Origin of the sequence: Candidatus Methylopumilus planktonicus, from assembly GCF_006364715.1 — a bacterium.
GTDB lineage: Bacteria > Pseudomonadota > Gammaproteobacteria > Burkholderiales > Methylophilaceae > Methylopumilus > Methylopumilus planktonicus_A.
The window spans coordinates 714,803-727,798 of the sequence record NZ_CP040984.1 but is presented as its reverse complement, the minus strand read 5'-3'; the positions used below and the strand labels follow the sequence as shown (position 1 = coordinate 727,798).

General features: G+C 36.3%; 13 protein-coding genes. 5 read left to right on the top strand and 8 right to left on the bottom strand.

Annotated elements, in window-relative coordinates:
• Positions 1–5: 5 nt before the first annotated feature.
• The 5 genes from FIT63_RS03920 to gloB are packed head-to-tail and all read right to left on the bottom strand — an operon-like array spanning position 6 to position 5,635.
• Positions 6–833 carry an ABC transporter permease gene (locus FIT63_RS03920; protein ID WP_140006651.1) on the bottom strand — a complete coding sequence of 276 codons (828 nt, stop codon included), beginning with the start codon at positions 831–833 and terminating at the stop codon, positions 6–8.
• Positions 830–1,849 carry an ABC transporter permease gene (locus FIT63_RS03915; protein WP_140006650.1) on the bottom strand — a complete coding sequence of 340 codons (1,020 nt, stop codon included), beginning with the start codon at positions 1,847–1,849 and terminating at the stop codon, positions 830–832. Before FIT63_RS03915 ends, FIT63_RS03920 begins: the two co-directional genes overlap by 4 nt.
• A gap of 1 nt (position 1,850) precedes the next feature.
• The gene (locus FIT63_RS03910; protein ID WP_140006649.1) at positions 1,851–3,485 is read right to left on the bottom strand and encodes a peptide-binding protein; all 1,635 of its coding nucleotides are present in this window, start codon (positions 3,483–3,485) and stop codon (positions 1,851–1,853) included.
• 16 nt (positions 3,486–3,501) lie between these two features.
• The gene (locus tag FIT63_RS03905) at positions 3,502–4,908 is read right to left on the bottom strand and encodes a transglycosylase SLT domain-containing protein (protein ID WP_140006648.1); all 1,407 of its coding nucleotides are present in this window, start codon (positions 4,906–4,908) and stop codon (positions 3,502–3,504) included.
• A gap of 1 nt (position 4,909) precedes the next feature.
• Positions 4,910–5,635: a hydroxyacylglutathione hydrolase gene (gene gloB / locus FIT63_RS03900; RefSeq protein WP_140006647.1), complete on the bottom strand. Its 726-nt coding sequence runs from the start codon at positions 5,633–5,635 to the stop codon at positions 4,910–4,912.
• A 43-nt stretch (positions 5,636–5,678) separates the two neighbouring features.
• Here gloB and FIT63_RS03895 point away from each other — a divergent pair, with 43 nt between their 5' ends.
• From FIT63_RS03895 to dnaQ, 3 genes are read left to right on the top strand one after another with little or no spacing between them, the layout of a single operon-like run.
• On the top strand, positions 5,679–6,395 hold the full coding sequence (locus tag FIT63_RS03895; RefSeq protein WP_140006646.1) for a class I SAM-dependent methyltransferase: 717 nt from the start codon (positions 5,679–5,681) through the stop codon (positions 6,393–6,395).
• Positions 6,392–6,838 (top strand): ribonuclease HI, encoded by a 447-nt coding sequence (rnhA, locus tag FIT63_RS03890; RefSeq protein ID WP_140006645.1) that lies wholly within the window; start codon positions 6,392–6,394, stop codon positions 6,836–6,838. The genes FIT63_RS03895 and rnhA overlap by 4 nt, the downstream gene beginning before the upstream one ends.
• Positions 6,838–7,518, top strand: a complete 681-nt coding sequence (gene dnaQ, locus FIT63_RS03885; protein ID WP_140006644.1) for a DNA polymerase III subunit epsilon — start codon at positions 6,838–6,840, stop codon at positions 7,516–7,518. The genes rnhA and dnaQ overlap by 1 nt, the downstream gene beginning before the upstream one ends.
• Before the next feature lie 6 nt (positions 7,519–7,524).
• Here the strand turns inward: dnaQ and queD are convergent, their stop codons facing one another.
• Both queD and FIT63_RS03875 read right to left on the bottom strand, forming a co-directional pair.
• A complete protein-coding gene (gene queD / locus FIT63_RS03880; protein WP_140006643.1) occupies positions 7,525–7,962 on the bottom strand; it encodes a 6-carboxytetrahydropterin synthase QueD in 438 nt (145 codons plus the stop codon).
• 74 nt (positions 7,963–8,036) lie between these two features.
• Positions 8,037–9,266: a M48 family metallopeptidase gene (locus FIT63_RS03875; RefSeq protein WP_140006642.1), complete on the bottom strand. Its 1,230-nt coding sequence runs from the start codon at positions 9,264–9,266 to the stop codon at positions 8,037–8,039.
• 88 nt (positions 9,267–9,354) lie between these two features.
• On the opposite strand from FIT63_RS03875, the gene orn reads away from it, so the two are divergent.
• Positions 9,355–9,915, top strand: coding sequence for an oligoribonuclease (orn, locus tag FIT63_RS03870; protein ID WP_223259874.1), 561 nt, complete (start codon positions 9,355–9,357; stop codon positions 9,913–9,915).
• Entirely contained in the window at positions 9,912–10,295 is a 384-nt protein-coding gene (gene crcB / locus FIT63_RS03865) for a fluoride efflux transporter CrcB (RefSeq protein WP_223259872.1), read from the top strand. The genes orn and crcB overlap by 4 nt, the downstream gene beginning before the upstream one ends.
• On the opposite strand, the gene FIT63_RS03860 is transcribed toward crcB, so the two are convergent.
• Positions 10,288–12,624 carry an Rne/Rng family ribonuclease gene (locus FIT63_RS03860; protein WP_140006640.1) on the bottom strand — a complete coding sequence of 779 codons (2,337 nt, stop codon included), beginning with the start codon at positions 12,622–12,624 and terminating at the stop codon, positions 10,288–10,290. The two genes, crcB and FIT63_RS03860, sit on opposite strands and share 8 nt — an antisense overlap.
• Positions 12,625–12,996: the final 372 nt, after the last annotated feature.

Genomic DNA, 12,996 nt, shown 5'->3' with positions numbered 1-12,996 from the left:
ACCCTTTATTTTTGCTGATTCTTGTTTTTGGGATCAAGTAAATCCCTTAAGCCTTCACCAAGTAAATTATAACCTAGGACTGTAATCAAAATAGCCAGTCCTGGAAATAATGATAGCCACCAAGCAAACTGAATATACTCTTTGCCATCAGTCAAAATATTACCCCATGAGGACTGTGGTGCTTGAACCCCAAGCCCAAGAAAACTCAATCCAGATTCAGTTAACACCGCACTTGCAATACCTAAAACCGAAGTTACGATGATGGGTGTTAGGCTATTAGGGAGTAGATGCTTTGAAATAAGCCTGTAATCTGAAGCGCCCATAGCTTCGGCTGCTAATATAAATTCTCGATTTCTGAGACTTAAGAACTCTGCACGAACAAGGCGTGTAACGCCCATCCAGGAAGTCAATCCAATCACTATCATAATGTTCCAAATCGACGGTGTTAAAAACGCTATCACTGCAAGTATGAGAAAGAAAGTAGGAATGGATAACATAATATCTACAAACCGCATGATAATAGAGTCGATATAGCCTCGATAAAATCCAGCAACAGCTCCTAAAAATGTCCCAATGACAGTAGCGATACCTACAGCGACTATGCCTACTAAAAGCGAAATTCTAGATCCATAAAGCATGCGTGAAAAAACATCTCTTCCTAGTCCGTCAGTTCCCATAAAATGGGAGACAGAAGGGGGGAGAAGTATGGAATGAATATCAATGTAATTTGGATCGTAAGGCGATAACCATGGAGCAAATATTGCGATAAAAAGAACAGAGACAATAATAATGAAACCACTTAAAGCGAGTGGATTTTGCGTAAGGATTTTCAATTTGTAATACCTCGCCTAATTCTTGGATCTGCCCATGCATAACCAATGTCTGCGATTAAATTTCCAAATAACGTTAAGACAGATCCGATCGTAAGGATTCCCATTACCACTGGAAAATCTCTCATCAAAACAGCGTCAAAAAATAATTTACCCATTCCAGAAATTGCAAAAATTGATTCTCCAATTACAGAACCCCCAATCAAGCCCGGAATCGATAGACCTATTATAGTGATGAGCGGTAATAATGTATTTCTTAATGCATGACCATAAACTACTTTATTTTCGGTTAGGCCTTTTGCGCGCGCTGTTGTAATAAACTCTTGTTGAAGTACATCTAACATTCCATTTCTGACATACAGTGAAATACTTGCGAGGCCGCCTAAACTTGAAACAAAGACTGGCAATATTAGATGCTTAATTAAATCTAGGTATTGAGCCATTAGACCCATCTTTTCATACCCTACGCTATGCAGGCCTGAAATAGGAAGCCAAGAGTGAGTGACGCCAGTCCAATACATTAATAAAAGCGCCAACCAAAAACCAGGCACCGCAAAGCCTACGAAGACAATGATGGTAATGAGTCGGTCCGGCCATCGATTTTGGTTGACTGCTGAAACAACACCTAGAAATATTGAAAGCACAAAAATAATAAGTAGCCCTATCAAATTAATCATCAGGGTTATAGGTAAAGCATCTTGAATCATACCTTTAGTGATATTGCCTTTATCATCTTTTGTTTCCCATAGAACAGGACGCTGATGCGAAGCAAATGAATTACCAAAATCTAATTTAACAATCCGTTTTAACCATAAGCTATATTGCGTAACCAAGGGTTTATCTAAGTTATAAAGTGCCCTTAGTTTTTGACGAGACTCTTCAGATGCTTTTGGATTGAATGCTGATTCTGATGCGGTAATGTCACCTGGTGCTAAGTGCATAATAAAAAATGAAATAAGACTAATACCAATGAGCATTGGGATCATCCATAACAAGCGTTTAATTAAATAGTTAAGCATTTTATTGAGCTATTTCATTTCTTCTGACTGTGGAGGGAATAAACCATTCGTATGAATTATACGCAATTCCAGCAGGCGGCGTAGGGGACTCAATTCCTTTGATACGTTTGCTCATAGCAGTGAGACCATACCCAGCATATAAATAAATCACAGGACTATCACTTAATAAGATTTTTGAAAAAGCATGATATATTTTTTCTCGTTTGTCAGGATTTAATTCGGTACGACCTTCTTCAAGTAATTGATCGACTTCTTTATTGTTGTATCCAATAAAATTAAATTGGCCAGGTTTTTGTTGTGACGAATGCCAAATATTATATTGATCAGGATCAAGCGATAAACTCCAGCCAAGAATGACAGCATCAAAATCACCAGTTTTAATAAATTGATTTACAAAGCTTGCCCATTCAATCACTCGAATTTTTACATCAATACCTACATCTTTAAGTCTTCTTTGAATAAGGACTGCGGTCATTTCTCTTTGCTTATTTTGATTCGTGAGAATCTCAAATGAGAAAGGTTTGCCATCTTTTTCTAAAATACCATCATTATTAGTGTCGTTAAAGCCTGCCTCACGAAGTAACTTAAGTGCCTTATTTTTATCGTAAGGGTAGGGATGAAGTTTTTGATTGCTCCATCGAGTTCCAGGTTTATATGGGGATGCGACGGGCTCCCCTAATCCTAAAAGTACACCATCAATAATCTCCTGCTTATCAATTGCGTAGTTAATCGCTTGCCTTACTTTAATATCATTAAATGGGAGATGTTTTGAATTAAAGCCAAGATAGGTGTAACTATTTCCAAGTTCTTTATATAGTGCTAATTTATTCTTTAGGTCTGGTCTAGATGGAATCACACGTGCGAATTGAATAGGATTAATATTCATGAGGTCAATATTATCAGCGATCAGTTCTAAAAATTGAGAAGATGTGTCAGGGATGAAGCGTGAAGTTAGGTTGCCTATATTAGGTTCGCCCATGACTGAAGAGGGGCTAGCTTCCAAAGTTAATTTTTCACCATTAACCCATTGTGCTAATTTGTAGTAACTAGAGCCAACGGGTTTTCTTGAGAAAAAAGTGCGATTAATATCTTCGTCTTTTAAGATATGTTTCGGAAGAATTTGAAGAGTCGCCCAGCTGTCTAGGGCTGGTGCATATGCTTTTTTATATACAACTCGGAATGTATGAGGATCTGGAACTTCAGCCCTTTCAACTAACTTGTAATCAGAGCCATAGGGAGTTCTCGTTTTGTCGTCAGTGACAAGTTTCCAAGTAAAAAGAACATCTTCACTGGTTAAGTCTTGCCCGTCAGACCATTTAAGATTTTTCTTCAAATAAAAAGTAATTGTTTTCTGGTCGCTTGATATTGACCATTTTTCTGCTATTTCAGGGGCTAGTTCTAAATTTTTATCATATTTAATAAGTTTATTAAAAATATTTCCTGAGATGGCTGACGATGCCGAATCTCCTGCAATCATCGAAATGAGATTACTCGGCTCGCCAGACATTGCATCGATAAGTGTGCCGCCTTTTTCAATATTAAAAGTACCATCAAAGTTATAAACAACCTCTTTCTTATCGCTACAAGAAGTTAGGTTAAGACAAACAAAGAAGAGGAAAATATATTTAAAATACATATTATGCGTAATAAAGTTAATTATTTCTTTGAAGTTGAAGTATGGATCCGATTTGAATGTCTGAGGAAGTCATTTGATTAATGTCTTTTAGTTCATCGATACGTATATCATATCTTTTAGCAATTTTATTAAGCGTATCTCCTGATTTAACTTTGTGCTCAGCAGGCTTCACTAAGCCTTCAACTTTCTTATCATTTTGAATTTTTGATTCATAAACATCTTGATTGGCATTTGACTCCGCACCTTCTTTTTTAGCTACTAACATCATGGTAGAGGCCTTGATTGCTTTTTGAGGATTCAGATCATTAGCTTTTATGAGATCACTTTCATGCATGTCGAATTTATTTGCTATTGCTCTAATTTTTTCATTATGTTTTGGTTGATATATATTCCAGGACACTAAAGGTTTTTCATTTTGACTAAGATTTTTTACAAATGTATCCGCTGCATTAATCGGCAAAATTAATCGTTGTGTTTTATCATTTGTTCTAATAAGAGGTCTTCTATGTTCAGCATTTAAAAGTAAAAATTCATCATAAGAAATTTCAGCAAGATTCGCAGCAAGATCGGCATCAATCACGGCAGGGGCTTCCACAGATGTAAAGTACGGTTTATTCGGTATTGGGTCTATATAAAGTCCGTATTGTGTTGGGTTTGAAACAATATTTTTAATAGCTTGTAGCTTTGGCACATAATCTTTTGTTTCACCTGGAAGTTTAAGGTTTGCATAATCCGTTGGCAGGCCTTTCGCTCTATTTTTAGCTATAGCGCGACCGACAGTACCTTCACCAGCATTATAAGCAGCCAAAGCAAGATCCCATGAGCCAAATAATGTATGAAGCCTTTGCAGGTAATCAAGTGCTGCATTTGTCGCTTCCACCACATTACGTCTTTTATCATGCCACCAGTCTTGCTTCAAACCGTAAAGCCTCCCTGTGGAGGGAATAAACTGCCATATACCTACAGCTTTACTTCTTGAATTTGCAATGGGGTTGTAAGCGCTTTCTATCATCGGAAGAAGGGCTATTTCTGATGGCATACCTCTTTTTTCTACTTCACCTACAACATAAAATAGATATTTCTGGCTGCGATCCATCATCCTTTCTACATACTCAGGTCGAGCGGAATACCAATCTTCATATTTCTTAGACCTCGAATTGTTTTCATTCTTAATGTCATATCGAGAATAAATGCGTTGCCACAGATTTATTTCAGCTTTATTGGCTTGGTAATTTTGTGGTTTACTGGATGAAGCAGCGGAGTTCAAGTTTAACGAATTAAGCTTATTAATTTCTTGATCAAGCACATCGATATCTAGAATACTAATTTCCTCTCCTAGAATATTTTTCTCAGCAAAAGCACTTGGTATCATTGATGCTGAAATACAAATAAAAAGTAAGGCATATTTAAATAGTGATGTCATATTAATACTGATCCTTAAGATCTCTAAGACGCTTAAATGCTTCTAGTGAAGTACATTTTAAAAAAGGATTAGTTTTTAATTCTTCCTCGAGTGAGGATGGAATAGTATTTTTTATGTTGGATACAAGTGCTTTTCTTAATTTTAAATTTGTATCATCTGGATCAAGTGACAAGGCAAATGAAATATTTTTTTTAGTATATTCGTGCGCACAATAGATTTTTGTATCTTTAGGTAGGGCGCTAATTTTTTTTAACGAGTTATACATTTGCTCATGGGTTCCATCAAATATTTTGCCGCAACCACAGGCAAAAAGCGTATCGCCGCAGAAAAGGTTTTTCTTATCGTAATAGGCAATATGACCTCGGGTATGCCCAGGAATTTCAATTATTTTATAGTTTATTTGAAGTTCTGGAATATTAATTTCGTCTCCATTTTTAAGGCTTATATTGACAAAATCGTATTTATCTTTTTGTGGCGCAAAGATCTTAATATGTGGGTATTTTTCTTGAAGCGCTATTACCCCGCCAATATGATCGGCATGATGGTGGGTGATTAAGATGGCGACTAGATTAAGATTTTTTCTCTCTAGAGCACTTATGACTGGACCAGCGTCCCCTGGGTCAACGATTACACTATTTTGATCGTTATGAATTAACCAAATATAATTATCTTGAAAGGCTTCAATAGGATCGATGTGAATTAATTGATTTTCTTTGTAGCCTGTCATTTGTATTCATAGTAAAGTATTTAGATCATTATAAGATATTTTTATGCCTAAAATTTCACCACAAGAATGGTTTAAAAGCCCCTTAGGCCAATATTTACTTGCGTTAGAATATGATTATATAAATCCTGTTGTTATGGATACGTTTGGCTTCTATGCCATTCAAATGGGTAATTTCGATATTGATTTTTTAGATCAGTCACGCATTCAAAATAAATTTTCATTAAATTCAAATCATGCTGATTTAATGACCTCAAACGAGGCACTACCTTTCGATGAAGCCTCAGTAGATTTACTTATTGCCCCTCATATATTAGAGCAAATGGTTGAGCCTTATGAATTACTTAAAGAGATCCACCGGGTTCTTATGCCTGAAGGACGCCTCATCATCACAGGATTTAATCCAGCAAGCTTATGGGGTTTAAAAAGACTTTTAAGTTTTGATATTGATTACCCTTGGAATGCAAAATTTATATCACTTAGTAAAATTAAAGAGTGGCTTCCTATCGTGGGGTTAGAAATGATTGAAGGAAAAATGGGATGTTATGTTCCTCCAATACAGCAATCATCATGGTTAAAAAAAATACATGCTATGGAAAAATTAGGTGATAGATGGTGGCCTATGTTGGGAGGATTTTATTTCATTGTGATACAAAAGAGAGTGCATGGTATGCATGCTATTCAACCTTTATGGAAAAAGAAGTTGATTAAAACCCCGGTATATTCAGCACAAAAATCTAGAACTTTTAAAGTTAAATCATGAAATCTACCATCACAATATATACAGATGGAGCTTGCAGAGGAAATCCAGGTGATGGCGGTTGGGGCGCTCTATTAATATCAGGAGCCAATGAGAAATCCATCTGTGGCGGTGAAAAAAATACTACGAATAATCGTATGGAATTATTAGCTGTAATTAAAGCGCTTGAAATCATTAAACAGGAGGCTGACATTGTAATATATACGGATTCTACTTATGTGCAAAAAGGTATTACGGAATGGATTCATTCATGGAAGCGCAATCAATGGAAAAATAGTAGCAAGAAAATTATCAAGAATATAGATTTATGGCAAAGACTGGATGAATTAACTTCTGGTCACTCTATTGAATGGTTGTGGGTCAAGGGGCATGCAGGACATGATGGCAATGAAAAAGCTGATCAGCTTGCAAATCAGGGCGTTGATAACTTATTAAAGGGATTGTAGTGAGACACATTTTTTTAGACACAGAAACAACTGGCCTTTACGCAAATCAAGGGCATCGAATTATTGAGATTGCAGCGGTTGAAATCGTAAATCGTCGCCCCACAAGTAATTCTTTTCATTTTTATTTAAATCCAGAGAGAGAAATTGATCCTGCAGCTCAAGAGGTTCATGGCATTACGCTAGATTTCTTACAAGATAAACCAAAATTTACAGAAATCGCTTCTGATTTTATTGAGTTCATTAAAGATACAACACTTATTATTCATAATGCACCATTTGATGTGGGTTTTATTAATATGGAGCTAGGATTGATCGAAAGGCCGCCTATTGAAGGTGTAGTTGAAAATATTATTGATACGTTAAAAATGGCAAAGGACATGAGGCCAGGACAGCGAAATAGTTTAGATGCTTTATGCCGTTTTTATAATATAGATAATTCGCAAAGAAGTCTCCATGGCGCCTTACTAGATGCTCAACTTTTAGCTGAAGTTTATCTTGCTATGACTCGCGGACAAGAAGATTTGATGATTGATTTTCAATATAACGGATCAGATGTTGCAGGAGAAAAAAATACCCATCGTCCTGCCAATCTTTTTGTGCTCAAAGCAAGCGACGAAGAACTTAAAATTCATGAGGCTTATTTGGGTAAAATGAAGAGCGAAAAAAAGCTTATTTGGTAATCTCAGTTATATAGCATCAGCCCAGCTATTGGGTGTCTCATACATGCGAATTTGTTTTATTTTAAGCTGATCATTAAAGCGCTTATTAAATTCAGCATTTAAAATTCGGTAAGCTTCTGATGCCATATTTTCTGCTGTTGGTACAACTGGAAATATGACAGTTTTATGATTTGGTAGCGTGTTTAAAAAATTTACAATATCTTTATCGTCACGATAAACAATAAATGCGTGATCCCAAGGCTCAACGACTAAGTCCTTAATGATTTGCTTTACATCAGAGAAATCAATCACCATACCAAAGTCCGAACTTTTTCTGTCGTCATGAATAGGGCCCGTTACAGTAACCTCAATTGCGTAACGGTGACCATGTAAATTTTTACAGTTACTTTTATGATTCGGTATGCGGTGCCCTGCATCAAATTCCAGGCGTGTTGTAATGTCCATATTTATGAGCGCTATGCCATATAAGTAGATGACATTTTACCATTGGTTAATGGTAAAAAAGCTTTCTTGAAATTTTATAGTCTTGCGATACGCTGTAACGCAGGGGGGTGGGAGTCATAAAATGCGGAATATAAAGGATCAGGCGTCAAAGTTGATGCATTATCTCGGTAAAGTTTAACTAGCGACTCTTTAAGATACTTGGCACTCGAGTGTGTTTTAGCATAGCGATCAGCTTCAAACTCATTTTGTCTCGAATAGAATGCCATGATAGGTCTTATGAAAAAAATGAAAGTAGGGCCAACCAATATAAAAAGAAGCAAGGCGCTGCCATTTGTAGGTTCAACAATACCTAATGCATTATAAAACCATAATTGATCTTTTAAATAACCCAAAATAGCAAGGCCAATAAAACTTACGAGGAACATCATTACAATTCTTTTTTTAACATGATTATGATGGAAATGGCCTAGCTCATGAGCTAAGACAGCTTCAATCTCATTATGATTAAGACGCTCTAAAAGCGTATCAAAAAATACGATACGTTTATTTTTACCAAAGCCTGTGAAGTATGCATTGCCATGGTTGCTTCTTGCAGAACCATCCATTACAAATAATCCTTGAGATTTAAAACCACATTTTTTTAAGAGCGCAATAATCTTAGTTTTTAAAGTTTTATCTTTTAAGGGTAAGAATTTATTAAAAAAAGGAGCAATCCAAGTGGGGTAAATTGCAAGAATTAAAAGATTAAATAAACTCCAAACTGCCCATAGATAAAACCACCAATATGCCCCAGCATTTTGTAGCATCCACAATGCAACAAATAAAATAGGCAGGCCAAGACATAAACCTAAAATCATCTGTTTATAAAGATCTGAAAAAAATAGTTTCTTTGTCATGCGATTAAAACCAAACGCTTCATCAATCTTAAATGTTTTGTAATAACTAAAAGGTAGATCAACGAGGCTACTTACAAACATGACGCTTAAGATTAATGCAATATCTTTTAAGAGCGGAGATGAAATTGAATCAAAAAGATGAGAGATTGAACTAATCAATCCTCCTAAAGTAAGGAGCAGCAGCAGGGAGGCTTGGACGATTGTATCCTTTGAACCTAATTCACTTTTCTCGATTGCATAATGCGCAGCTTTTTGGTGATCTTTAAGCGTGATATTTTTTTTAAAGGCATCAGGCACTTTATTTTTGTGATTAGACACAAAGTTAATATGTCTTCTTGCAAGCCATAGATGAATGCCTGTGCTTAAAGCAAGAACAGCAATAAAGGTGTTGCGTAGTATTTCGTCCATAATATCTCTGAATTAAGTTAATATTCTAGTATTCTGTATGAAAACAATCTCACGTTGTAGATTGTTTTAATCAATCAGTACTATTTTAATGGAAATCATGATGAGCTCCTCGGACGATAATTTAATATGGCTTGATATGGAAATGAGCGGCCTTAATACTGAGGCTGATAAAGTGCTTGAGTTGGCCACAGTAGTTACTGATCCTAATTTAAATATAATTGCAGAAGGCCCAGTCATTGTTATTCATCAGCCAGATGAGGTATTGAATGGTATGGATACATGGAATCAATCTACCCACTCAAAATCAGGATTGATTGAAAAGGTTAAGCAATCATCGTTTGATGAGGCTTACGCTTCAGAAGCGACCATTGAGTTTTTAAAAAAACATATTGCACCAAATAAATCACCGATGTGCGGCAATTCAATCTGCCAAGATCGACGTTTTATGGCAAAACATATGCCCAATTTAGAAAGTTATTTTCATTACAGAAATCTAGACGTCAGTGTTTTTAAAGAGCTTTCTCGTCGATGGAGACCTTCGCTCTACCAAGGTTTTAAAAAAACAAGCAAACATGAAGCCTTATCAGACATATATGATTCGATCGACGAATTGAAATATTATCGCGAGCATTTCTTAAAATTATCTTGAAAAATTTTTTATATATAGGCTTTGCTGCAGCTATTGGCGGATGGAGTCGTTGGGGTATAGGTATATTATTAAATTCGCTTCATCCGATATTTCCGTTAGGAACATTAACAGTCAATCTTATGGGTGGCTTTTTAATGGGTGTTTCGATGGGAGCTTTTGAATTTTTTAGTGATCTTAGCCCAGACTTGAAACTTATTATTAATATAGGTTTTTTAGGAAGCCTTACTACATTCTCGGCATTTACTGCCGAGATCTTCCAGCTGTTGCAAAAGAATGAGTTCGTCGCCTCGCTCACCCTTATTGCGCTTCATGTCGTAGGATCTATATTAATGGCTTACCTTGGCTGGCTGGCAATAGGCTTTATTAAACAGTCTATTTAGCAGGTTTTTTCTTTGTAGCCTTTGTTTCAACCATTACGATAGGTTCATCTTTAGCTTTTTCTTTCTTTTGCCAAGCAGCTGTTTTCTTTGGCGCTACTTTTTTCGGTTTTTCTTCGACTTCTTTTTTGGCCTTAGGTTTTGATTTTGCTTTTGTTTCAACAAGCTCAAGACCGACTGCCTTTAGATCAACTGGTTTTTCTTCTACTCTTTTTCTAGGTTTGGGAGGAGTAGGTTTTTTAGATGCTTCAATTGGCTTAGGCTCTGTTTTTGTAACCTGAGGGGCCCTTGCTTCAGGAGCAGATTTATTTAAGATTGGTGCATCTTGAGACGCTAAAGCTTTTTTCTCAAAATCATTTGGACCTTGATTCGATCTTGTTCCGCGATCTTTGTTAAAGCGACCGCGACTATTGTTTCGCCCACGTCTATTGTTATCTTGATTAGGTCGTGTTTCAGCAGGAGATGGTTTTTCTGAAGAAAGCGTTACATCTGTCTCAGAAGGTTTTGTCTCTCCTTGAGGTTTTTTATTATTATGCTGCTGTTTAAATTTTTGATTACGATTATTGCGTCCTCGATTATTATTTTGCGGACGTGGACGATTATTTTCTTTCGTTTCTGAAACCTCTGATTTTTCTTCATTAGAATTTTGAGTATTTTCATCATCACCAGCAATAAGATTTTTAAAGAATCCAAATAATGATTTATTTGGTTTTCCCGAGCCTGTCGGAGCAGGGGTATCAGGAACGATACCTTTTACTAAAGGCTCTTGTTTTGGTTCGCTGGAAGCTTGTTTATAATTTAAAACTTGATTACCTTCATTAAGTGACTCCATCATTTGGTAACTTGGCTTAGATTGATTTGTAATATCTTCTTGTTTAGCACTTGAGATTGAATAATTAGGAGACTCAAGATGCTTATTAGGGATTAATATAATTTCAACTTTTAAGCGCTGTTCAAGACTATATATATCTGAACGCTTTTCATTTAGAAGGAATGTAGCAACCTCAATAGGCAATTGAGCTGAAATAGTTGCATTATGTTCTTTCATAGCTTCTTCTTGAATCATTCGAAGAATATGCAATGCAGATGATTGAATATCTCGAATTGAGCCGGTGCCATTACATTTGGTACATATACTATTGCTTGATTCGCCAATACTTGGACGAAGTCTCTGACGCGAAAGCTCAAGTAATCCAAAACGTGAAATTTTCCCTGTTTGGACTCGCGCGCGATCGTGATGAAGCGCGTCTCTAAATCGGTTTTCTACTTCGCGCTGATTTTTTTGGCTTTCCATATCAATAAAGTCAATCACAACTAAACCACCTAAGTCGCGAAGCCTTAATTGTTTAGCTACTTCTTCAGCAGCTTCAATATTTGTATTAAATGCTGTGTGTTCAATATCACTTCCTTTAGTGGCTCTCGATGAATTGACATCAATAGAAACAAGCGCTTCTGTATGGTCAATCACAATAGCGCCACCAGAAGGCAATCTAACTTCTCTTGAAAAAGCAGATTCAATTTGATGCTCAATTTGGAAGCGAGAAAATAAAGAAACTTCATCTTCATAGAGTTTTACGCGATCTACATAGTTTGGCATCACATGATTCATAAATTGTGTCGCTTGATCATAAATCTCTTGCGTATCAATGAGAATTTCACCTATCTCAGGGTGAAAGTAGTCTCTGATGGCACGAATAACAAGATTGCCTTCTTGATAAATTAGGAATGCGCCTGATTGTCCTTGAGATGCTTCTTCAATCGCTGTCCACAGTTGTTTTAAATAATTTAAATCCCACTGCAGCTCTTCAAGAGACGAGCCCACACCCGCTGTTCGACCAATGACACTCATACCTTCTGTAATATCTAAGTTAGAAATATGGTCGCGGAATTCATTACGCTCTTCACCTTCAACTCGCCTTGAAACACCTCCGCCATCCGGATTATTGGGCATTAATACGATATATCGGCCTGCAAGAGAAAGGTAGCTTGAAAGCGCGGCACCTTTGTTGCCTCGCTCTTCTTTTGTAACTTGGACAATAATTTCTTGACCTTCTTCAATGACATCTTGAATGCGAGGGCGATTTTGAGTTGAATCTTTAAAGTATTGCGGTGAAATTTCTTTGAAAGGAAGAAAGCCATGACGCTCTGTACCGTAGTTTACAAAAGCAGCTTCAAGTGAAGGTTCTACGCGAGTCACAATACCTTTATAGATGTTACTTTTCTTTAAAGCGCGACTTCCACGTTCAATATCTAGATCGATTAATTTTTGACCATCTACAATCGCAACTCGCAATTCTTCTGATTGGGTTGCATTAAAAAGCATACGTTTCATTATCTAAAACTCCTACAAGTAGGTTTTAAGATAAAGAATGTATTTCAGCTGTTCAGGTGCACACCTAACCTTAGGAAAGGTTAGCGTTCCTTGAGTTAAAACTTTTTTGTCAAAAAGTTTTTTTAAACTATTTACTTAATCACAAATCTTATTTGTAAGATTGTTGAGCAATATATTTATTAATCTTTGTTGTGAACATGTGCAATAAAACTAAAATATTCTTTAAATTTTTAAACCTTGTTTCAAGGCCGCTACTTAAAATAAGGCGAGCGGAAAAAGCCATAGTAATTTGTTGTCACGGTATAATTCAGCTTAAATTATCTCTTTAATTCAATTGATTAAGAGCGTCTGAACACACCCAGTATAGGGTAT